Source organism: Edaphosphingomonas laterariae, from assembly GCF_900188165.1.
In the GTDB taxonomy this organism is placed as follows: domain Bacteria; phylum Pseudomonadota; class Alphaproteobacteria; order Sphingomonadales; family Sphingomonadaceae; genus Sphingomonas_E; species Sphingomonas_E laterariae.
On sequence record NZ_FZOS01000014.1, the window covers coordinates 64,983 to 86,964 of the forward strand.

The window sequence follows — 21,982 nt, forward strand, 5'->3', positions numbered from 1 at the left end:
ATCTTGCAGGCCACAGGGTTGGGAGGAACTGCATGGCGACGAACGCGACCGAAACCGAAACTGATCTGGTGCTCACCGCGCCCGAACCGGTGAAGGTCGTCCCCGCAGCGAAGGCCGCGGGCCTTGTGCCGCTGCGCGAAGAACAGCGTTCCGCGCTGGAAGAGAAAGCCGAAGCCTTCGTGGCCGAACTGGCGGCGCTCGATGCCAACAGCCCCGAATTCGGCATGAAGGTGGATCAGATCACCAATATGGGCCGGCGCGAGATCGCCGAGGCCGCCGGCCAGTCCAACCGCTTCCTCGATCGCCCCGTCAAGGCGATGGACAAGGATACCGGCGTCGGCACCGACCTCGCCGAACTGCGCCGCACGATCGAGGATCTCGACCCCGGCAAGCAGGGCAATCTGCTCGCGCCCAAGAAGCTGTTCGGGATCATCCCGTTCGGCAACAAGATGCGCAATTATTTCGACGGCTATAAATCCGCGCAGAGCCACATCTCGTCGATCCTGGCGCGCCTGGCGGGCGGCAAGGACGAACTGCTGAAGGACAATGCCGCGATCGACGTGGAACGGCAGAATCTGTGGGCCGCCATGGGGCGGCTGGAACAGATGATTCACGTCTCCAAGGCGCTCGACGCCAAGCTCGAAGCGCGCGCGATGGATCTGGAGATCGCCGATCCCGCCAAATCGAAGGCGATCCGCGAAACCGCGCTTTTCTATGTCCGCCAGCGCTCCACCGATCTGCTCACCCAGATGGCGGTGACGGTACAGGGGTATCTCGCGCTCGATCTCGTCAAGAAGAACAATGTGGAACTGGTGAAGGGCGTCGATCGTGCTTCCACCACCACCGTCGCGGCGCTCCGCACGGCCGTCACCGTCGCGCAGGCGCTCACCAACCAGAAGCTCGTGCTGCAGCAGATCACCGCGCTCAATACCACGACGGCGGGCATGATCGAATCGACCGGCGAATTGCTGCGCACCCAGACCGGCGAAATCCACAAGCAGGCGGCCTCGTCCACCATCCCGCTCGAAACGCTGCAGCGTGCTTTCCAGAACATCTATGATACGATGGACAGCATCGACAAGTTCAAGCTGGAGGCGCTGTCCTCGATGAAGCAGACGGTCGACACGCTGAGCAATGAGGTCGAAAAATCGCGCGGTTACATCGCGCGCGCCGAAGGTGCGGCCAAGGGCCAGATCACCGGCGGCAACCAGCCCGATCCCTTCACTCCGGTGGATCGCTGATGGTCGATTCCAGCCGCGTTCTCGAACAGGCCGAAGCCATGCTCCGCCGCGTCTCGCCAGAGGCGCAGCGGATGCGGGTGCGTGCGCGCAAGCGGCGCCGGGCCGCCTTTTTCCGCCGTTTCAAGCTGGCGGTCATGGCGGCGCTGGCGGTGCTGATCGGCGCCGGCATCCTCGTCGCGCTCAACATCAGCTTCCCGGTGTTTCTGGCGGGTCTGGTCGCGATCTTCGTCGCGCTCGGCATCCTGTTCTGGCCTTCCGCGCCGGAGCCGACGGCCGACACGCTGGTGCAGAGCGAGATCAAGGCGCTGCCGCAACAGACGGAACAGTGGCTCGAACGCCAGCGCCCGGCGCTGCCGGCCCCGGCCCAGCGGCTCGCCGACGGCATTGGCGTCCGGCTGGAAGCACTCGCCCCACAACTCGCGACGCTCGATCCGGCGACACCCGCCGCATATGAAATCCGCAAGCTGATTGGCGAGGAACTGCCCGAACTGGTCAGCGGCTATCAGCGCGTCCCGGCCTCGCTCCGGCGGGAAGAACGCAACGGCAAGTCGCCCGATCGCCAGCTCGTCGAAGGGCTGGAAGTCGTCGAAAGCGAACTCGCCCGCATGACCGAGCAACTGGCGTCGGGCGATCTCCATCGCCTCGCCACGCAGGGCCGCTTTCTCGAGCTCAAATATCGCGGCGAAGGCGAAGGCTGAGCCATTCGCCGATGATGACCGCTGCGATCGCCCTTCCCCGCATCCTGCGCATCGGCGGCGGCGCCTGCCGCACGGCGGGCGATGTGCTGGTTCAGCTCGGCCTGTCGCGGCCGCTGATCGTAACCGACAATTTCGTCGTCGCGCAGGGCTGGGCCGAACGGCTGCAGGCCGATCTCGCCTCCGCCGGCATCACCGCCCGCATCTTCGCCGATACCGTGCCCGATCCCACCGTGGCGTCGATCGACGCAGGGCTCGCCTGCCTGCGCCAGGCCGCGCATGATTGCGTCATCGGCTTCGGCGGCGGCAGCCCGATCGACAGCGCCAAGGCGATCGCCGTTCTCGCGGCGCACGGCGGCGCCATGGCCGATTACAAGGTGCCCCATGTGCAGGACGCACCGGGCCTGCCGGTCATCGCCATTCCCACCACCGCCGGCACCGGATCGGAAGCGACCCGCTTCACGATCATCACCGATGAAGCCAGCGACGAAAAGATGCTCTGCGCCGGGCTCGCTTACCTGCCCGTCGCCGCCCTGGTCGATTATGAGCTGACGCTGACCAAGCCGCGCCGGCTGACCGCCGATACCGGCATCGATTCGCTCACCCATGCGATCGAGGCCTATGTCTCGCGCCGCGCCAATCCGTTCAGCGATGGCATGGCGCTCAACGCAATGCGGGCAATCGCCGCCAATCTCCGCCGCGCCTGCGCCGATCCTCTCGATCGCGCGGCGCGCGAAGCGATGATGCTGGGGGCAACGCAGGCCGGCATCGCCTTTTCCAACGCATCCGTCGCGCTGGTCCACGGCATGAGCCGGCCGATCGGTGCGCACTTCCATGTCCCCCACGGCCTTTCCAACGCGATGCTGCTGCCCGCCGTCACCGCCTGGTCGGCGCCTGCCGCCCTTCCGCGCTATGCCGATTGCGCCCGCGCCATGGCGCTCGCCGACGACAAGGAAGGCGATCAGTCAGCCGTCGCGCGGCTCGTCGATGAACTAGCCAGGCTCAATGCCGATCTCGACGTGCCCTCCCCCGGCCAATGGGGCATCGATGCCGATCGATGGAATGCGCTGGTGCCGCTGATGTGCGAACAGGCACTCGCCTCCGGTTCCCCCGCCAACAATCCGCGCGTGCCAAATGCGGCCGAAATGGCGGAGCTCTACGCCCGCGCCTGGGGCTGAGGTGACGATGGTCTGACCACGATGATGGTCGGCGGAGCTGCCCCAAGCGGGAACTTCCCTGTCCATCGCACGCTCTTTGCGCGGAGGCTCAGGATGGCGGCACGCGCATATTGGCAGGGCCAGATTCGTCTGGCGCTCGTATCGATCCCGGTGGAAATCTACCCCGCCACACGATCCGGCGCGGCGATTTCGTTCCGCCAGATCCACGAACCGACGGGTAAGCCGATCCGTTACGAGAAGGTGGTGGCGGGCGTCGGCCCCGTCGATCGCGACGAGATCCTGAAGGGCTACGAGATTTCCAAGGGCAATTATGTCCTTCTGGAAGACGAGGAAATCGAAGCGGTGAAGATCGAGAGCCGCAAGACGCTGGATCTCGTCCAGTTCGTCGAGGCCGATGCGATCGACGTGCTTTATTATGAAAAGCCCTATTTCGTCCTGCCCGCCGACGATCTGGCCGAAGAAGCCTATGCCGTGCTGCGCGATGCCTTGCGGGAAACGAAGAAAGTGGGGCTGGGCCAGCTTTCGGTGCGCGGGCGCGAGCAGCTGGTATCGCTGAAGCCGTGCGGGCGCGGGCTGGTGCTGGAGGTGCTGCGCTATGCCGATGAGGTGACGCGCGCGCAGACCTATTTCCGCGCCCTGCCCGACGCGCAGGCCGACGCCGACATGCTCGATCTTGCCCGCACGATCATCGACAAGAAGACCGCCCCCTTCAAGCCGGAGGAATTTCACGACCGCTATGTCGATGCGCTCCACCGCCTGATCGACAAGAAGAAAAAGGCCAAAGGCAAGCGCGTCATCGAGGATGTCGAGGAACCGGCAAGCCCCCGCGGCGGCAATGTCATCGACCTGATGGCCGCGCTCAAGAAATCGGTTGGCGATGGTGGCAGCCGATCGGCGGCGAAGAAGCCGACGGCCGGCAAGTCGCCCGCATCCGCTACCAAGGCGACGGCGAAGCGGCAGCCAGCGAAGCGCCGGACGGCCTGATGCCCGACGACACGCTCGCGCCTTACAACGCCAAGCGCAATTTCACCCGGACGCGTGAACCCGCCGGCAAAGTCGGTAAGACCGGGGGCAATAGCTTCGTCGTCCAGAAGCATGAAGCGACACGGCTCCATTGGGATTTCCGGGTGGAAATGGACGGCGTGCTCAAAAGCTGGGCGGTCACCAAAGGCCCCAGCCTCGATCCCGCCGATCGCCGGCTGGCGGTGCGGACCGAGGACCACCCGCTCAGCTATGGCGATTTCGAGGGCGCGATTCCGAAGGGCGAATATGGCGGCGGCACCGTGATGCTGTGGGACCGGGGGACATGGGCGCCGGTGCCGGGCAAAAGCGCCGACGATCTGAAGGACGGCCATCTCCACTTCGTCCTGCATGGCGAACGGATGAAGGGCGAATGGCTGCTCGTCCGCATGAAAGGGCGCCCCGGCGAGAAGCGCGAAAACTGGCTGCTGCGCAAGATCGAGGACAGCGAAGCCGAACCCGGCGATGGCGACAGGCTGGTCGCGCGCGCACTGACCAGCGTGCTGACCGGCCGTTCGATGGCGGCAATCGCGGCGGACAAGGGCGGCACCCAATCGCTCGCCGGCCTGGACGGCAAGGCCTTCGCGCGGAAAATGGCGACAGCCCGCACCCACAATGCCGGGCTGAAAGCGCGCGGGAAGCGGCGGGGCGGGCCGCCGCGCTTCGCATCACCGCAACTGGCGACGCTGGTGGACAGCGTTCCGCACGGCAATGACTGGCTGCACGAAATCAAGTTCGATGGCTATCGCGCCCTGATCGCGGTGGCCGGTGACAAGGTGAAGCTGTTCACCCGCAACGGCCTCGACTGGACCGCGAAGTTCGGCCCCTTGGTGAGCGCATTCGCCGCGATCGACCTGCCCCCTGCCCTGATCGACGGCGAGATCGTGGCCTTCGGGGCGGATGGCAATCCCAGCTTCGCCACCTTGCAAGCCGCGCTCAAACGCGGCCACGGCGAGAAGCCGGCGGACGCACCGTTCAGCTTCTTCGCCTTCGACCTGCTGTCGCTGGACGGCATGGACCTGAAACCCCTCACGCTCATCGAGCGCAAGGAAAGGCTTGAGGCGCTGCTGCGCGATGCACGCGCGCCCATCCACATTGCCGATCACGTCATCGGCGCGGGCGAGGCATTATATCGGTCGATGTGCGACGCCGGGCAGGAAGGCATCATCTCCAAGCGCGCCGATGCGCTCTATCGCGCCGGGCGGACCAGAAGCTGGGTGAAGATCAAATGCACGCGGCGGCAGGAATTCGTCATCATCGGCTGGTCGAAATCCCGCGCCAGGGGACGTCCGTTCGCATCATTGCTGCTGGCCCAGCATGAAGGGCGCACGCTTCGCTACAAGGGCAAGGTCGGCACCGGGTTCGACGCCGCCGCGATGGACGAACTGGCACGCGCGATGGCCCCGCTGGCGGTGGACGAGGCGCCGGCTGACGTGCCGCCCACCGATGCGCGGGGCGCAAGCTGGATCGCGCCGAAGCTGGTGGCGGAAATCGCCTTTGCCGAATTCACGGCCGACGGCCGCGTCCGCCATGGCAGCTTCCTCGGGCTGCGCGCGGACAAGAAGCCACGTGAGGTGAAGCCGGAACGGAGCCGCCCTGCCCCCGCCCCCGCCAGTGCCGTGACCATCACCCACCCGGATCGCGTGATCTTTCCGGAAAGCGGGCAGACCAAAGGCGAGCTTGCCGATTATTATGGACGGGTTGCACCGCTGATGCTGCCCTTCGCCGCACGGCGGCCGATCAGCCTCGTCCGCTGCCCGCAGGGACGCGCCAGAAAATGCTTCTTCCAGAAGCATGACAGCGGGTCTTTCGGCAGCCATGTCCGGCATGTGCCGATCCGCGAAAAGGGCGGCCAGACCGAGGATTATCTCTATATCGAGGACGGCGACGGCCTTGCCGCCTGCGTCCAGATGGGGACGATCGAGTTTCACGGCTGGGGCAGCCGCGTCGATGCCGTGGAAAAGCCCGACCGGATGATCTTCGATCTCGACCCCGATGTCGGGCTGGATTTCGACGCCGTAAAGCGTGCCGCGCGCGACATCCGCGATCGGCTGCGCGACATCGGCCTCGTCTCCTTCGCCTTGCTGTCGGGCGGCAAGGGCGTGCATGTCATTGCTCCGCTGACCCCCGGCCACGATTGGGAAACCCACAAGGATTTCGCCTCCCGCTTCGCGCAGGCGCTGAGCGTCGCCGAGCCGGATCGGTTCGTGGCGACAATGAGCAAGGCGAAGCGCAAGGGGCGCATCTTCATCGATTGGCTGCGCAACCAGCGTGGCAGCACCGCCATCCTGCCCTATTCTGCGCGCGCTCGTGCCGGAGCGCCGGTGGCGGCGCCGATCGACTGGGACGAACTGGACGGAATGAAAGACGCCCATCCCTTCGCCATCGGCGACGCCGCGACGCTGATCGAGCGCGCATCGCGGCTCAAGGGCTGGGGCTTCGCAGCGCAGGGCTTGCCTCCCCTCTGATCCGCAGCCGCCAAAATCCGCCACGGCAATGCTATGCCATCAGGATCGCGCCGACCGCCTTTGCCAGATCGTCGAGATGCCGTTCGATCGCCGCGTCGCGCGCCGGGCCGGGTTCCGGGGCGAGCTGGATCATGAAGACGAGCGTCGCCCCGGCGGCGATGCGCATCACCGCATCGGGGACGACGGGGCCGATTTCGCCCCGCGCCTCCGCCGCCTTGAGGACGAGCGCGAGCGGCATGCTGGTGCGATCCCAGCTCGGCGCGCCAAGCTCGCGTTCGGGGCCGCCCGCCATTTCGCGGAGTACGATGCCGAGCATCGCGGGGCGGCGCAGCATGAACCCGATCCACAGGCGGCAGATGGCGACCACCTGCCCCGCGACCGCGCCGCTTTCGGGATCGACCGCGCGGGCTTCCGCCGCGAAATCATCGGCCAGCCGGTCCACCACTTCGCGGAACAATGACGCCTTGTCGGAGAAGAAATGCGCGATCGCCGGCGCGGTGCGGCCGACATCGGCGGCGATATCCTGCAGGCGCGCACCATCGAAACCCTGTGCGGCGAAGCGCCGTTCGGCCGCGTCGAGGATCAGCCCGCGCGTTTCGCTGCCGCGCGGTCCCCAGGCCTGATGCCGCGTACCCACCGCCATTTTCCTGCCCGCCCTTGCCGCCTGAACCGTCACGCTATTCCCCATCGCACGCTCCGCCAACCCCACTTACTGAATTTACATTAAGTAAGTGGGTACTAAACTTTTTCTCAAAGACAATCGAGGAGAGACACCATGGCCGCCATTTCGCCACTGCCGATCCGCGCGCGATCGAGCCTGCCGACCTATCCCAATGGCTGGTTTCGGGTTGCGGCGTCGGGCGATGTGGTGGCCGACGCGATGTTCCCCGTCACCTATTTCGGCCGCCACTTCATCGTGTTTCGCGCGCCCGACGGCAGCCCGCGCGTGGCCGACGCCTATTGCCCGCACCTCGGCGCGCATCTTGCCAGCCACACCGGATCGCTGAAGGACGGCACGATCACCTGCCCCTTCCACCGCTGGCAGTTCGAAACGGATGGCGGCGCCTGCACCAAGATCAACTATACCAAGGTGATCCCGCCGCGCGCGCGGCTGAAAATGTATCCCGCCGTCGAAGGCAATGGCATGATCATGATGTGGTTTCACGATCAGGATGCCGAACCCGACCACCAGCCCTGGATCGAACCGCGGCTGGCTGACGAACCCTGGCTGAGTTCCGAACCGATGCAGTGGCGGATGCATGCCCAGCAGCAGGAATTCATGGAGAATATCTTCGATTCCGCGCACATCCTGGAACTGCACAATTCGGAAACCCTGCCCCGCTTCGTTTCGTGCGACGATCATGGCACGGGGATGACCATCATCCTCGACATCGACGTGCCCGACCCCGAATATCCGGTGTCCAAGTGCATCAACCATTATTCGGGCATCTCGGTCACGGTGCAGCACAACCTGTCGCGCACCGAGAATTTCATCGCGATCAGCTTCACGCCGGTGGACGAGGAGACGGTGGAGATGAACGCGCGCATCTATTTCAAGGACCTCGGATCGGACGAGGCCAATGGCGTGTTCGGCAAAATGTTCACCGAACGCTGGATGTTCGAGGTGGAACAGGATCTGGCCATCCTGAACCACAAGAAGCATCTCGAACGGCCGCTGCTCTGCGCGGGCGATGGGCCGATCATGCGCTGGCGCGAATATGCCCGCCGCTTCTATTCGGAAAGCCCGGCGATCGCGGCGGAGTGAGGATCATGCCGGCAGCGCGCGCCAACGGGTCGACCGGATGGCAAGCGCGAGGCCAAGCATGGCGAGGATCACCGACGCGGCGACGACCGGCCACCAGCCGGCGGCTTCCCACAGGACGCCGCCCACCCAGCCCATCACGCTGGCGCCGACATAGTAACTGAGCAGATAGAGCGCGGCGGCATGGCCGCGATCGCGCGTGGCGATCTGCCCCACCCAGCCGCTGGCGATGGCGTGGCCGACGAAGAAGCCGATGGTGAGCACGACGATGCCGCCGACGACGATGGCGAGCGAGGCCGAGGTGGTTAGAGCGATGCCGGCGATCATCACCAGCATGCCGATCGCCAGCGGCCGCGCCTGGCCGAAGCGCGCCGCGATCTCGCCCGCGACGATGCTGGCGACGATGCCGAAGGCATAGACGAACAGGATCAGGCTGATCGCCGTCTGGCTGAGGCCGAAGGGCGGCTGCATCAGCACGAAGCCGATGAAGTTGAAGAAGGTGACGAACACGCCGCCGAGCACGAAGCCCTGGACGAGCAGCAGGCGCAACCGGCCATTGGCGATATGGGCGCCCCAGGCAAGCAGATGCGCCCGCACGCGCAGCCGGCCGTGGCGGACGCCATGCTGCGCACGCGGCAAAAGCGCCGCGAAGATGAGCGCGCCGGCCAAGGTGACGATGCCGATCGCGGCCAGCGCCATGCGCCATGATCCATGATCGGCGATCAGCCCTGCCGCAACCCGCCCGATCATCGCGCCAAGACCGGTGCCGGCGATGAAGATGGCGCTGGCCCGGCCCGCATCGACCGGTTCCATCTCCTCCGCCACATAAGCGAGCGCAACGGCGGGCATGCCGCCAAGCAGCACCCCTTCGAGCAGCCGCGAGGCGAGGAAGAGCGGCCAATCGGCGATCGCGCTGCCCGCGACGCTGACCAGCCCGGCGCCGAGCATCGACAGGAACATCAGCCGGCCACGATCCGCGATTTCGGCGATCGCGCCGGAAACCATGATCGCGAAGGCGAGCGCGCCGGTGGTGAAGGACAAGGCCAGCGCGCTATCCGCCGCGCCCACGCCAAATGCGTGGACGAGATCGGGCAGCAGCGGCTGGATGCAGAAGACCAGCGAGAAACTGGCATAGCCCGCGATGAACAGCGCCACGACGGCACGGCGATAAGCGGGCGTTCCACGCGACAATCGCGCCGGCGCGCTCAAGACGGGGCTCGGGCGGTGCCGGCTCGACATGACAATCAGTTCCGCAGGAAAAGGACGGGCGACGGCTTATCCGCCATCGCCCGCCCCCGATCAATCGACGCGATAATCGGCAAGCTCGGGCTTGCGCGTCGCCGTCCAGTAATCGACCAGACGATAGGGCCAGGACAGGAACACGCGGCCCTTGCTGTTGCGATAATAGCTCTGCGCCTTGGGATGGGCCCAGATCATCGATTTCATCCGCTCTTCGATCTGGCCGTTCCACGCCTCGAACGCGCCTTGCGTCGGTTCGATCGTGCGGGCGCCCTTTTCGACGAGATGGTCGAGGCATTCGATGATGTAGTTGATCTGCGTTTCCGAGATCAGGTTCTGCCCCGCCGCATGGTTGGGCGCGCTGTTCGGCCCGACGGTGAGGAAGTAGTTCGGATAGCCCGGCAGGGTGACGCCCAGATAGGACCGGGGATCATCCGCGCCCCATTCATCGCGCAGGTTGCGGCCGTCGCGACCGCGCACCTCCAGCTTGCCGAGCATGTTCGCCACGTCGAAGCCGGTGGCGCAGATGATCACGTCATATTCCAGCTCGCGACCGTCAGCCATGCGGATGCCGTTGGGCACGAAGCGTTCGATGCGATCGGTTTCGAGCGCCACATTGTCCTTCTTCAGCGCGTCGAACCAGCCGCCGTCGAGGATGATGCGCTTGCAGAAGATCGGATAATCCGGGGTCAGCTGGGCCAGCAGATCGGGCCGATCGGCGAATTTGTGGTTGAGATGGGCGAGCGCATATTGCCGCACGCCATCGTTGACCGCCGACACCGAGGGCGAATCCTTGGGCCAGTTGGGATCGACCAGCACATTGGCGAACAGGCCGTCGGCCGCGAACCAATAGACGCGGAAGCGGAACCATTCGCGGTAGAAGGGAATGTGCCGGAGCGCATATTTCACGCCGTCGGTAACATCGTCCATGATTTCCGGGTTGTAGATCACCCAGTGGCGGCTGCGCATGAACACGGTGAGCTGCCCCACCTCGTCCGCGATCGCCGGAACGAGCTGGGCGGCGCTGGCACCGGTGCCGATCACCGCCACGCGCTTGCCCTTGAGATCGATCGACGGATCCCAGGTGGCGGTGTGCATCATCGGCCCCTGGAAATCTTCCAGCCCGGGAATGTCGGGGAACTTCCAGCGATTGACCGGGCCATGGGCGTTGATGACGGCGTTGGCCGAGATCACTTCCTCGCTGCCATCAGCCTTGCGCACGGTGACCCGCCAGAGCGACGCCGCTTCGTCGAAGGCCAGCTTGGTGACCATCGTGTTGAAGCGGATGTTGCGCCGCAGTTCATATTTGTCGGCAACGTGCAGAAGATAATTCTGCATGTCTTCGCCATGCGGATGGTAGGTGCTCCATTCCGGGCTGATTTCGAACGAATAGGAATAGAAGTGGCTGGGCGTATCGACGCCGACGCCCGGATAGCGATTTTCGTACCACGTGCCGCCGACTTCGGGGTTCTTTTCGATCGTCACATAATCATAGCCGGCTTCGGCAAGTTTGATGCCCGCGCACAGGCCGGTGAGGCCGGCGCCGATGACCAGCACCTTGAAATCGGCCGGCGGCGTCTGGCGCCCGGCGATCTCGTTGCGGGGGAGCGGCAGCTTCAAGCCGATCTGGTCGTACAGCAGCGGCACGAATTCATCGGCCACCTCTTCGCCCACGCCCACCGCCATCATCCGGCGCATCAGTTCGTCGGACGGCGGCGTGGCCTTGGCGATGCCGGGAACGGTGAGCGCCTCCAGCAGCTTGGCCCGCAGATCCTCGATGCATTCGCCGGGAATTTCGGTCGGCGGCATGCTGTAGGGCGGCCGGATATAATTCTGGAAAGCATCGAGCATCGCGGCGTCGTGCGTCAGGTGCACATAGGACATCAGCAATGTCGGCACATTCGCCTCGGCCAGCGCAGCGCGCAGTTCCGGGCTGTCGCCAAGCGGCAGTTTTCGTTCGTTCTGGCTCACTTCTTCCTCGCCACGCGCCATGGGCCCCTCCACTCGATGATTCATTGTGAGTGTTTACTTACTAATTCGCCCGGACCGCGGCAAGCGAAAAGCCGCCGCATGGCCGGAAAGCGGAAACGGAAAGCGCCGGCACCCCTTGCAGGGCACCGGCGTCTCCCCCCGTTAAAATCAGGCCCGCGTCAGAAATTGAACAATGCGGTCAGGCCCAGTTCGCGCGGCGTGGTGCTGCTGATCTGGCGATAGCCCGAATCGAAGGCGACACCCGGCGCCACCGTGCCGATCTGGAAATTGCCCTGGCTGATATTGCTGATCCGCTGCTGGTTGAGCAGGTTCTTGGCAAAGATCGACACTTCCCAGCGACGATCCGGGCCACGCAGACCCGCATAGAGGTTCAGCGTCTCGCGGCTGCGATAATCATAATTGGCAACCGTCGAGTTGAAGCCCGGGCGATAGGTGAACAGCCCGCGCACGAACGGTTCGTAATCGCCGATTTCGAACCGATATTCGGCATTGGCGGTGAAGCTGAACTTCGGCTGTTCGGCAATCCGATCGTTGCGCACGCACATCGCCACCTGCTCGCCCACCGGCACGCTGGGCGCGCCGTTGGCATCGGGCACGCCATCGCCGTTGAAATCGTTGCAGGGCGCCATCGCATTGTCGAACTTGGCATCGACATAGGATGCGCTGGCCGAGAAATCGAAGGCATCCCAACGACCGCCCAGCGTGGCTTCGACGCCCTTCACAGTGGCATCGCCATTGAAGTTGAAGGCGAACTGGCCATCGGAGATGCCGTTGGACAGCGTCGAATAATGGATGCCGCTGACGCGCGAGATATAGCCGTCGAACTTCTGCCAGAAGCCGCTGATGTTGAACGTCAGGTGACGATCGAGGAAGGCGGACTTCAGGCCGACTTCGATCGCGTCCGAACGCTCCGGATCGGTCAGGATCAGCGACGTATCGAGCGGCGCGGTGAGGCCCACCGCCGCCGTCGGCGCGCGATAGGAGCGGCCGTAGGACACATAAGCGGTAAGATCGGGCGTGAATTCGTAGGTGAGGTTCGCGCCGCCGGTCAGCACGTCATGCTTCTGCGTCGCTACCGCCGGATTGACCGTATCGAACGGCCCCTGCACGAACGCCGGGATGCCGGCCGGCGTATAGCCGGGCGAGGTGAGCGTGAGCAGGCTGCGCTGGATCGACTTCAGGAAGGAATAGCGGCCGGCCAGTTCGAAGCGCAGCTGATCGGTGAACTGGAAGCTGCTGCTGGCCGCGATCGCGAAGGTGCGCTGGTTGACCGGCGCAAGGATGTCCGCCTGGATCGGCAGATAGGCGCCGAAGCTGGGCGGCAGCGGGGTCAGCGGCACCGGATTCACGAAGAACTGGTCGGCCGGCTGGGAGACGGTGACGTCGCCCGTCTGCTTCGAATAATAGACGCTGGCCGAATAATTCCAGAAGCTGCGATCGGCGGACGCCAGGCCCAGCTCGGCGGTGTTCACGATATAGGGCGTGCGGACGTCCTGCAGGAACACATAATCCGGGATGGCATTGCCATAATCCTGGTCCGAACGCTGGCGAAGCAGCGTGTTCTGGTGGCCGGCGAGCAGTTCGAGCGTGTGGGCACCGAGATCCCAGTTCGCGTCGAGCGTGACCATGTGGCTGCGGTTGCGGAAGTTGAGCGGACCTTCGGTCACACCGATGCGATCCTTGACGCCCGCCGCCGGGCCGCTGCGCGCCGGGGTGAGCAGGCTCGGCTGGTTACCGTCGCCCAGCACCTGCTGATACTGGTCGTTTTCCGAATAGAGATACTGGTAGGTGACGACCGCGTTGAAATTGTCGGTCGGCGCCAGCGCCAGCGACACGCGCGCGCTTTCGGTGGTGCTGCGCGAGCTGGCGTCGCGATTGACGTTATCGACCTGGTTGAGATCGTTGCGGTCGATCAGCATCGCGGCGCGGATCGCCACGCGATCCTGCACCAGCGGGATCGAGGCGGCCGCCTGGAAGTTGATCGCGTCACGATCGGTAACGGTGCCCTGCACATAGCCGTCGACTTCGTTGAGATCGGGCCGGCGCGTCCGCATCGTGATCGCGCCCGCCGGTGCCGTCCGTCCGCGCAGTGCGCCCTGCGGCCCGCGCAGCACTTCCACCTGCTCCAGATCGTACATCGCGGTGAAGGCGGTCTGCGCGTCGACCGAGATTTCGTTGAAATAGATATCGACCGCGGGCGACGTGCCCTGATCGGGATCGAACGAGATGCCGCGCAGCGTGGCGGTGTTGTTGCGGCCGACCGTGTTGCTGAGTTCAAGCCCCGGCGACAGCAGCTGGACGTCCTTGACGTCGAACAGGTTGAGCTTCTGCAGCGTTTCGCCCGACGCCACGTTGATCGACATCGGCACGTCCTGCAGCGACTGCGCCTGACGCGTCGCCGTCACCACGATTTCCTCAAGCGCGCCGGCGCCTTCGGACGACTGCGCCGCAGCCGGTGAAACCAGCGCGAGCGACGATGCGCCCGCCGCAAGAAACGCAAAGGTTACGCGTCCAAACCCCATGGAATTCACCGAAACTCTCCCCTTGATGTTGGCATGTACCTGCCGCGCGATGCGGCGAAAATCCGCACGCCCAGGCAGCAGCCGGGCACGCCGTTTCCGATTCTGTTGTTGTTGGATGTCCGATCCGGAACGCCCGGCCCGATCAGGGCTGGAGCATTTCCACCACTTCGATCAGATGCCCTTCGACGTCCGTCACGAAGCCGACCTTGACGCCATGTTCGCGCTGTTCGCGGACTTCCTGGACGATCTTGCCGCCGGCCGCGACCGCGCGCTCCACGAACGCCACCACGTCGGGCGTGATGAAGCCGAGGATCACTTCGTCATTGGTCGGCTTGGGCGCCCCGCCGAACTTGAGCAGCACGAAGGTGGCCGCGCCGACGCCGGTGGCGTTGAACAGGATTTCGCTGATCGGCCGTCCCGCGATTTCGCTTTCGACGCGATAGAGCTCGGTCAGCCCACAGACCTGCTTGTAGAAATCCCCGATCTTTTCGAGATCGTGGACGAGCAGCTTGGTGAAGCCGAAATGCGCAGCCTGAGATTCCATGACACCCTTTCCACCTCCGCCCGCCGCGCTGTTATGCGGCGAACCACGGCCGATCCGCGCCCCTCCGTTCGGCCAAGGGCGCATCCGATCCGCTCATATTGTTAGTGAGCACTTACAATAATTGGAGGGCCGTGCAAGCCCGGATCGCTATTGGAAGATGGCTGTGCGGAAAATGCAACAGGCTGGGATAGGACGGGTTTCAAGGGGCCTGCCGGCCCGAACCACACCGCGGGAAGAAGGGCGCCGGCATACTGCCCGTCTACGGGATGACGGCTTCCGCTGATTTCGGCCAAATTTCCGCCTGTCAGGACACGTCGACATTGCGGTCGTTCGTTCATAAACGTCATGCCAGCGAAGGCTGGCATCGTATCGGGGCTGGTGTAGCGTCGCCGCATACGCAGTGGCGGTTGGACCTATATCCTTACTAACAAGCCGAACGGCGTTCTCTATATCGGTGTCACCACCGATCTCGCCGCGCGCATGATGCAGTATCGCAGAGGTGCGGGTTCGGCCTTCTGCCGGAAACATGGCCTGGATCGGCTGATCCTTGCCGAGCCGCATGACAGCATCGTCGAAGCCATCGCCCGTGAGAAGGCTCTGAAGGCGTGGCAACGCGCATGGAAAATCCGGTTGATCGACGCCGCCAATCCTCAATGGGATGATCTGTTCGAACGCATCCTGTAACCGCCAGCGATGCCAGCCTTCGCTGGCATGACGTTTTTGGGTGTGTCCGCTTCCCCCGGCCATAGCCCCATTCGGAAGCCGTTCAGCGCCCCCAAAACCTGCCGGCCAGTCGGCACCGGAGTTTGTCCATGCGCCAACTTCGCTTCAGGCGAGAGACTGCCACAGGAAGGCGATGAAGCTCGCCGTCAGGCCGAGCAGGAAGACGCGATAGGCATAACCCAGGAAGCGATATTTCTTCCGTTCGAGCACGCGGCCATTCTGGTAGATGTCGTGCGCCATGGTGCGGAAGATATCCTCGTCGGCATACGCCTTCTCGACCAGCCGCTCGACATAATCGTCTTCGTCGAGTTGAGTGAAGGAGCCGAAGAACAGCAGGTTCACCCAAGCCGTCTTGCGGGTATGCGTGGCCGGCAGGATCGCCAGCACCGCCAGCACCGCCGAAAAAAAGGCGGCAGCGCCCAGAATGAGGAGCGGCAGCGGCGCACCTGCCCCCTTGGACTGGCCGATCGTGATCGTGAAGATCACGAAGGTGGCGCCCATCAGGATCGACGCCTTCTGATCGGCCATCTGGCTCAACTGCACGTGGATCTGCTGGGTCGTGCGCATCAGGTGGATGCCGTTCACCGATGGCACCCGCTTCGTCCCGTCGCTCATCGCCCCACTCCCCAATCGCCGACGAACATTGCATGGCATTTTGGAACTTGCCAAGCCGTCGCCCATTTCCCGCCGCAATCGCTTGGCAAGCGGCCGCGCACAGTTTTAAGGACCAATCCATGAGCAATCGTGACGAAACCTTCGCCAAGGTGGCGGAAGCCATCGAACCCTTCAACAAGAAGGGCATCGACCTGACCGAAGCCACCACCTTCGCCGGCGACCTCGAATGGGATAGCCTGACGGTGATGGACTTCGTGGCGGCGGTCGAAGACGAATTCGACATCATCATCACGATGAACATGCAGGCGGAGATCGAAACCGTGGGCCAGCTGGTCGACGCGGTGGAAAAGCTCCGGGCCTGATCCCAACCCTCGCCTCCGGCGCCAACCTGGCTGGCGCGGCGGCCCGTAACGATTTCTGGATCGCATTATGACCGACCTATTTTCCAAGTTCGACGCCCTTATCGCCGAGCGGCAGGCCCTGCTCGATACGGGCGTGCGCGATCCGTTCGCCATCGTGATGGATGAAGTGAAATCGCCGACGCTGGCGATCATCCAGGGCAAGCCGACGATCCTTCTGGGCACCTACAATTATATGGGCATGACGTTCGATCCGGACGTCGTGGCCGCCGGCAAGAAGGCGCTCGACGATTTCGGCGCCGGCACCACCGGCAGCCGCGTGCTCAACGGCACCTATCAGGGCCACAAGGAGTGCGAGGAGGCGCTGAAGGAATTTTACGGCACCGAGCATGCGATGGTCTTTTCGACCGGATATCAGGCCAATCTCGGCATGATCTCCACGATCGCGGGCAAGGGCGACTATGTGATCCTGGATGCCGACAGCCACGCGTCGATCTATGACGGCTGCGCACTGGGCAATGCCGAAATCGTGCGCTTCCGCCACAATTCGGTCGAGGATCTCGACAAGCGGCTCGGCCGCCTGCCGGCGGATGCGCAGAAGCTGGTCGTGCTGGAAGGCGTCTATTCGATGCTCGGCGATATCGCGCCGCTGCCCGAAATGGTGGCCGCCGTGCGCAAGCACCCCAATTGCATGATCCTGGTGGACGAGGCCCATGGCATGGGCTTTTTCGGCCCCAACGGCCGTGGCGTCTATGAGGAGCTGGGCGTCGAGAAGGACATCGACTTCGTGGTCGGCACCTTCTCCAAATCGGTCGGCACGGTCGGCGGCTTCTGCGTGTCGAACCACCCCAAGTTCGAAGTGCTGCGCCTCGTCTGCCGGCCTTATGTGTTCACCGCGTCGCTGCCGCCGAGCGTGGTTGCCACCGCCGCCACCTCGATCCGCAAGCTGATGCACGCGGGCGACAAGCGCACACACCTGTGGAAAAATTCCAAGCGGCTGCACGCGGGACTGCGCGAAATGGGCTTCACGCTCGGCACCGAGACCGCCCAGTCGGCGATCATCGCGGTGATGCTGCCCGATCAGGAAATCACCGTGCGGATGTGGCAGGCGCTGCTGGAACTCGGCGTCTATGTGAACATGGCCCGCCCGCCCGCCACCCCGGCCGGCACCTTCCTGCTTCGCTGTTCGCTGTGCGCCGAACATTCGGACGAACAGGTGGGCGATATCCTGGAACGCTTCCGTGCGGCCGGCCAGGCGGTGGGCTGCATCGGCTGATCGCACGACAAGGGCGGCCAATTGCGTTGCCCGAATATGCTGCTAGATTTTCCCGTGACATGGGGAGCGCAGGCATAGACGCCACGCACGAAGGGACGCGCCGGGAAGCATGGCGACGGGGGCTGGCGATCATCGCCGCCCTTGCCGCTGCCGCATTCCTGATCGGCCTTGTCGTGCTGGTCGCATCGTCCAATCGCGAACGCGATGCGGCGATGGTGCGCGAACGCCACAGCTATGAAGTGGTGATCGTTTCGCGCGCGCTCGATGCCGCGCTCGCCCGATCGGAAGCGGCGCTGGGGCGGTTCGTCGTCAGTTCCGACAAACAGACCGGCGCGCTCTATTTCGACGAATGGCGCAAGGCCGGCCGCCTGCTCGATCGGCTGCGCGTGCTGACCCGCGACAATCCCGAACAGGTGGAACTGGGGAACGAACTCGCCCGCCTCTATATCGCGCGCGGCCGCGAACTGGCGGCGCCCGCCTCGCAATCCAATTATGGCCGTGCCTGGGAAGCGGTGGGGCTGTTCTATCAGGCGGGCCAGGCCGCCAGCCTGACCCGGATCAACGCGATCCTGACCCAGATCAGCGATCAGGAACGCGCCATCCTGCACGAACGATCGCTGCGCGCCGCCGAATCGACCGAGCGGTCTAACCGGCTGGCGGCACTGCTTTCCGGCCTCGGCCTCCTGCTCGTCGTCGCGGCCCTGGGCCTGGGTTGGGCCACGGTGTCCGCCTTTGCCGAACAGCGCCTTGCCCGCCGCGACGCGCAGGCCGAGGCGGAACGCGCCGAAACGCTGGAATATGCGGTGGCCGAACGCACCCGCGAACTGCGCGAGGCGAATGAGTCGCTGCGGCGCGAGGGCGTGGAGCGCGCCGCCGCCGAAGCCCAGCTGCGGCAGGTGCAGAAGATGGAGGCCGTGGGCCAGCTGACCGGCGGCATCGCACATGATTTCAATAATATGCTGGCCGTTGTTGTCGGCGGGCTTGATCTTGCCCGGCGGCGGTTGAGCCATGAGGCGCAGGAAGTTGGCCGGCATATCGACAATGCAATGGAAGGCGCCAATCGCGCCGCCGCGCTCACCAAGCGCCTGCTCGCCTTCGCCCGCGCCGAACCGCTGCTGCCCGAAGGGCTCGATCCGGCCAAGCTGATCAGCGGCATGTCCGACCTGCTCGATCGCGCGCTCGGCGAACGTATCAGCATGACGCTGCGTGCGGCGGACGACAGCTGGCAGATCTGGTGCGATCCCAGCCAGTTCGAAAATGCGGTCCTCAACCTCGCCGTCAACGCGCGCGACGCGATGGAAGGCGAAGGCGAACTGACCATCGAGACCAGCAATGTCACGCTGGCCGCTGGCGAGGTGAACGAGGCACCGGCTGGCGATTATGTGCGGATCGACGTCACCGACACCGGCGTCGGCATGACGCCCGAGGTGCGCGACCGCGCGTTCGAACCCTTTTTCACGACGAAGCCGGTCGGCAAGGGCACGGGCCTTGGTCTCAGCCAGATCTTCGGCTTCATCCGCCAGTCCGAAGGCGACATCGCGATCCGTTCGGCGCCGGGCGAAGGCACCACCGTTTCGCTCTATCTGCCGCGGTTTACCGCCAAGGGCGCCGCGCAGGATGCCACGATCGTCGAGGAAGCCGTGCCGCCCGTCGCGATCGATGCCAGCGGCACGACCATCCTTGTCGTCGAGGATGATCCGCGCGTGCGCAACGCCACCGTCGGCGCGCTGGCCGAAATCGGCTATGTCCCCCTACCCTGCCCCGGCGGCGAGGAAGCGCTGGCGCTGCTGGCCCAGCACCCCGAAATCGGCCTCGTCATCTCCGACGTGGTGATGCCCGGGATGACCGGACCCGAGCTTGCCGACGAAATCGCCCGGCAGCACCCGGATCTCGGCATCCTGTTCGTCACCGGCTTTGTCGGTGAAGCAGGCGATGCCGGCCGGATGAGCGGGCGCGACGTGCTGCGCAAGCCGTTCACGGTCAGCGCGCTCGAAGCCGCTGTCGCCGCCGCGCTCCACCGCCATCCGCCGGCCCATCGCGCCGCCTGAGCGGCGATCATCATCTGATCGGCTGAAGCGCAGGCCTGAACCAACGCCGCTGGCGATCGTTCAGCCCGCGCTGATCGCGCCGCTGGCCGCCTGGCAGCGGCGCTTGCTGATCGTCCGATCGCCATTCTCTCCGCCGCGCGCGAGGATGACGGTGTTGCGGCACGTGCCGTCCGCGCCAGCCTCCACCGGGCCGACGACGACGAAGCCGGTCAGCGCATCATCGCTCCACGCCTCGGCCTCGCCCGACGCGAAGGCCCGGCTCATCGCGCTGCGCACGGCCGGGCGGGCCTCCACCGGGATATTCGCCGCCACGGCCGACGGCTGCGGGCCAGGAGATTCGGCGCGCAGCGGCAGCTTGCGTTCCAGCGGGAAGATCAGCGGAACGGGTGTCGGAGCGCGAGGGACTGGCTTCGCCATGGCCTGATTGGCGGCAGGTGGCGTTCCGGTGGGTTCGCCGCCCGTCATAGAAGGCGTCACCAGCGGCGGTGCCGGCACGGAAACGGTGATGACCTTGGCCGCCTGCGGAGCCGGCCGCGCCCATGCCATCCACAGCGCCGCGCTGGCCGTCACCATTGCCATGCAAGCCGCAGCGAGACCGAGACGGGAGCGCCGCTCGGCCGCCAGCGGCAATTCGCGCCGGGCAACGAAACGCCAGCGATGATCGCTGCTCACCTGCTGCTCGCGCCGGACCACCACGGAGGCCTTGGCCGATCCGTCCGGCCGGACGAGGATGTCCCAATGCTCCTCGACCCGCGAATAGCTGTAGGCCACCGGCGCGGCTTCGCCCCGCGCGCCGACCATCAGCGCATCGGCACTATCGTCGACGAGAAGGTCCTTCCGGGGCGCACGCAGCCGGGTGGCGACGCCGGCATCCGCCCGCGCCTCACGATCCCGCCATGGCATATTCGCCCCCGAACGCTTTCGCATTCCCCCTCCGCACATGCGAAGGACCATCTTAGCATCAATGGTTAAGAATAGGCAAAATCGCCTGTTTCAGTGAACCGTGCCCGTCGCGTGATCGGCCGAAAGAAGGAGAATCACCCGCTCGACCTGCCGCCAGCGGCAGAAGTGGGAAAGATTGCCGAGATCGCGGCTGCGTTCGGCCCGCGATGCGGCTTCCAGCCCGGCTTCGTCGCCAAAGGCATGGATCAGTGCTTCGGCCTGATCGAATGTCGCCCGGTCGGCGATGTAGAGCTGGGCGTGAATCGGCTTTCCCCTTGATCGGCCAGCCAACAATCAAGAGCCATGCCAGTCGCGGGCGCTGATCGCGGAGGACGGTGCTCAGCGCAACACGATCGTCAACGCCGCGTTGACCAAATGCCGCCGCGGGACGACTGTTCCGATTTGGGACAGACTAGCGTCCCGGATCAAGCGATGGCAAAGGACCGGCATGTCGCAGCCCTCCGCCCCCCGCAGCCCGCGCGCCACCGGGTCGATCCTCGCCTTCACGATCATCGCCGGCGCGGTGATCGGCCTGTTCACGCATCAGCCGACCATCGGCCTGCTGATCGGCGCGGGCGTCGGCACTGTCATCTCGATCGCCTTCTGGCTGAAGGATCGGCGCGGCTGATCAGCGGAAGCGCCGGCCGCCCCAGACAACGCGGCCGACGATATGGATGTCGTGCGGATCGCAATCGGCGAGCGGCGGATAGGCCGGATTGTCGCTGGCCACCGTCACCCGCCGATCGGCCGGCTGGATCAGCAGGCGCTTGACCAGCAGCACATCATCGACCCGCAAAACATAGACGCCGTCGCGCAGCCGGTCCGCCCCGTCGCCACGATCGACAAGGATGTCGTCGCCATCGGCCAGGGTGGGCAGCATCGAATCGCCCTCCACGCGAATCAGCGACAGGCCCACCGGCCCGCCCGGCGCCAGCGCGCGCAACCAGCCGGCATCGAAGGCGAAGCGCCTGTCGCCGCGCCGATCCTCGCTTAGCTCCGCATCCAGCGTGCCCGGCCCCGCCGACGCGCGCACCGCAAGCCGTGGCACCGCGACGAATTCACTCGTCCGGCGTGATCCGCCGCGTTCCGCCGTCGCAACCCTGGGCCCGGCCGGCCGCGCCGGACCACCCAGCAAGGCTTCATCCACGCCGAAATAGCGGGCCAGCGCCGCACGATCGGCCTCGTCCAGCTTGCGCGGCGTTCCGCGCTTGATGAACTGCTGGATATAGGCCGGGTTGCGGCCAAGCATGCGCGACAGCGAGGCATAGTCCTCCCCGCGCTCCCGAACGAGCGCCTCAAGCGTCGCGCGTGGATCGGCATCGGCCATGGCGCATCCTATCAATAGGAAATTTCCTAGA

Annotated in this window: 20 protein-coding genes; 11 read left to right on the top strand and 9 right to left on the bottom strand. The window is 65.2% G+C overall.

What is annotated here, in order from left to right; genetic code table 11:
• Positions 1-32 precede the first annotated feature (32 nt).
• The 5 genes from CHB74_RS13210 to ligD all read left to right on the top strand — a co-directional run bounded on the left by CHB74_RS13210 (position 33) and on the right by ligD (position 6,602).
• Positions 33-1,241, top strand: coding sequence for a toxic anion resistance protein (locus CHB74_RS13210; protein WP_089220098.1), 1,209 nt, complete (start codon positions 33-35; stop codon positions 1,239-1,241).
• Complete coding sequence (locus tag CHB74_RS13215; protein ID WP_089220099.1) at positions 1,241-1,939, top strand: hypothetical protein; 699 nt, start codon at positions 1,241-1,243, stop codon at positions 1,937-1,939. Before CHB74_RS13210 ends, CHB74_RS13215 begins: the two co-directional genes overlap by 1 nt.
• Before the next feature lie 14 nt (positions 1,940-1,953).
• Positions 1,954-3,114, top strand: a complete 1,161-nt coding sequence (locus CHB74_RS13220; RefSeq protein WP_089220126.1) for an iron-containing alcohol dehydrogenase — start codon at positions 1,954-1,956, stop codon at positions 3,112-3,114.
• A gap of 93 nt (positions 3,115-3,207) precedes the next feature.
• On the top strand, positions 3,208-4,098 hold the full coding sequence (gene ku, locus CHB74_RS13225; RefSeq protein ID WP_089220100.1) for a non-homologous end joining protein Ku: 891 nt from the start codon (positions 3,208-3,210) through the stop codon (positions 4,096-4,098).
• Positions 4,098-6,602, top strand: a complete 2,505-nt coding sequence (ligD, locus tag CHB74_RS13230) for a DNA ligase D (RefSeq protein WP_089220101.1) — start codon at positions 4,098-4,100, stop codon at positions 6,600-6,602. The genes ku and ligD overlap by 1 nt, the downstream gene beginning before the upstream one ends.
• 31 nt (positions 6,603-6,633) lie before the next feature.
• On the opposite strand, the gene CHB74_RS13235 is transcribed toward ligD, so the two are convergent.
• Positions 6,634-7,239: a TetR/AcrR family transcriptional regulator gene (locus CHB74_RS13235; RefSeq protein WP_179220838.1), complete on the bottom strand. Its 606-nt coding sequence runs from the start codon at positions 7,237-7,239 to the stop codon at positions 6,634-6,636.
• A 138-nt stretch (positions 7,240-7,377) separates the two neighbouring features.
• Between CHB74_RS13235 and CHB74_RS13240 the strand changes: the two genes are divergently transcribed.
• Complete coding sequence (locus tag CHB74_RS13240; RefSeq protein WP_089220103.1) at positions 7,378-8,367, top strand: aromatic ring-hydroxylating oxygenase subunit alpha; 990 nt, start codon at positions 7,378-7,380, stop codon at positions 8,365-8,367.
• Positions 8,368-8,370: 3 nt separating this feature from the next.
• Here CHB74_RS13240 and CHB74_RS13245 read toward each other — a convergent pair whose 3' ends face one another.
• From CHB74_RS13245 to CHB74_RS13260, 4 genes are all read right to left on the bottom strand, one after another.
• Entirely contained in the window at positions 8,371-9,573 is a 1,203-nt protein-coding gene (locus CHB74_RS13245; protein ID WP_218821435.1) for an MFS transporter, read from the bottom strand.
• Between the two features lie 90 nt (positions 9,574-9,663).
• Entirely contained in the window at positions 9,664-11,595 is a 1,932-nt protein-coding gene (locus CHB74_RS13250) for a flavin-containing monooxygenase (protein ID WP_245842899.1), read from the bottom strand.
• Between the two features lie 158 nt (positions 11,596-11,753).
• Positions 11,754-14,117 carry a TonB-dependent receptor gene (locus CHB74_RS13255; RefSeq protein WP_089220105.1) on the bottom strand — a complete coding sequence of 788 codons (2,364 nt, stop codon included), beginning with the start codon at positions 14,115-14,117 and terminating at the stop codon, positions 11,754-11,756.
• Between the two features lie 142 nt (positions 14,118-14,259).
• Positions 14,260-14,661 carry a VOC family protein gene (locus CHB74_RS13260; protein ID WP_089220128.1) on the bottom strand — a complete coding sequence of 134 codons (402 nt, stop codon included), beginning with the start codon at positions 14,659-14,661 and terminating at the stop codon, positions 14,260-14,262.
• 393 nt (positions 14,662-15,054) lie between these two features.
• Between CHB74_RS13260 and CHB74_RS13265 the strand changes: the two genes are divergently transcribed.
• The gene (locus tag CHB74_RS13265) at positions 15,055-15,345 is read left to right on the top strand and encodes a GIY-YIG nuclease family protein (RefSeq protein WP_089220106.1); all 291 of its coding nucleotides are present in this window, start codon (positions 15,055-15,057) and stop codon (positions 15,343-15,345) included.
• 144 nt (positions 15,346-15,489) lie between these two features.
• On the opposite strand, the gene CHB74_RS13270 is transcribed toward CHB74_RS13265, so the two are convergent.
• Positions 15,490-15,999 (bottom strand): Pycsar system effector family protein, encoded by a 510-nt coding sequence (locus CHB74_RS13270; protein ID WP_089220107.1) that lies wholly within the window; start codon positions 15,997-15,999, stop codon positions 15,490-15,492.
• Positions 16,000-16,118: 119 nt separating this feature from the next.
• Between CHB74_RS13270 and CHB74_RS13275 the strand changes: the two genes are divergently transcribed.
• The 3 genes from CHB74_RS13275 to CHB74_RS13285 all read left to right on the top strand — a co-directional run bounded on the left by CHB74_RS13275 (position 16,119) and on the right by CHB74_RS13285 (position 19,682).
• Entirely contained in the window at positions 16,119-16,361 is a 243-nt protein-coding gene (locus tag CHB74_RS13275; RefSeq protein WP_089220108.1) for an acyl carrier protein, read from the top strand.
• A gap of 67 nt (positions 16,362-16,428) precedes the next feature.
• Positions 16,429-17,634, top strand: coding sequence for a serine palmitoyltransferase (spt, locus tag CHB74_RS13280; RefSeq protein WP_089220109.1), 1,206 nt, complete (start codon positions 16,429-16,431; stop codon positions 17,632-17,634).
• A gap of 59 nt (positions 17,635-17,693) precedes the next feature.
• Positions 17,694-19,682 carry an ATP-binding protein gene (locus CHB74_RS13285; RefSeq protein WP_089220110.1) on the top strand — a complete coding sequence of 663 codons (1,989 nt, stop codon included), beginning with the start codon at positions 17,694-17,696 and terminating at the stop codon, positions 19,680-19,682.
• Between the two features lie 60 nt (positions 19,683-19,742).
• Here the strand turns inward: CHB74_RS13285 and CHB74_RS13290 are convergent, their stop codons facing one another.
• Both CHB74_RS13290 and CHB74_RS13295 read right to left on the bottom strand, forming a co-directional pair.
• Positions 19,743-20,609, bottom strand: a complete 867-nt coding sequence (locus CHB74_RS13290; protein ID WP_218821436.1) for a hypothetical protein — start codon at positions 20,607-20,609, stop codon at positions 19,743-19,745.
• A gap of 66 nt (positions 20,610-20,675) precedes the next feature.
• The gene (locus CHB74_RS13295) at positions 20,676-20,915 is read right to left on the bottom strand and encodes a DUF1326 domain-containing protein (protein WP_245842900.1); all 240 of its coding nucleotides are present in this window, start codon (positions 20,913-20,915) and stop codon (positions 20,676-20,678) included.
• A 157-nt stretch (positions 20,916-21,072) separates the two neighbouring features.
• Between CHB74_RS13295 and CHB74_RS13300 the strand changes: the two genes are divergently transcribed.
• On the top strand, positions 21,073-21,252 hold the full coding sequence (locus tag CHB74_RS13300; protein WP_089220112.1) for a hypothetical protein: 180 nt from the start codon (positions 21,073-21,075) through the stop codon (positions 21,250-21,252).
• Here the strand turns inward: CHB74_RS13300 and CHB74_RS13305 are convergent, their stop codons facing one another.
• Entirely contained in the window at positions 21,253-21,951 is a 699-nt protein-coding gene (locus CHB74_RS13305) for a S24 family peptidase (RefSeq protein WP_089220113.1), read from the bottom strand.
• Between the last annotated feature and the right edge of the window lie 31 nt (positions 21,952-21,982).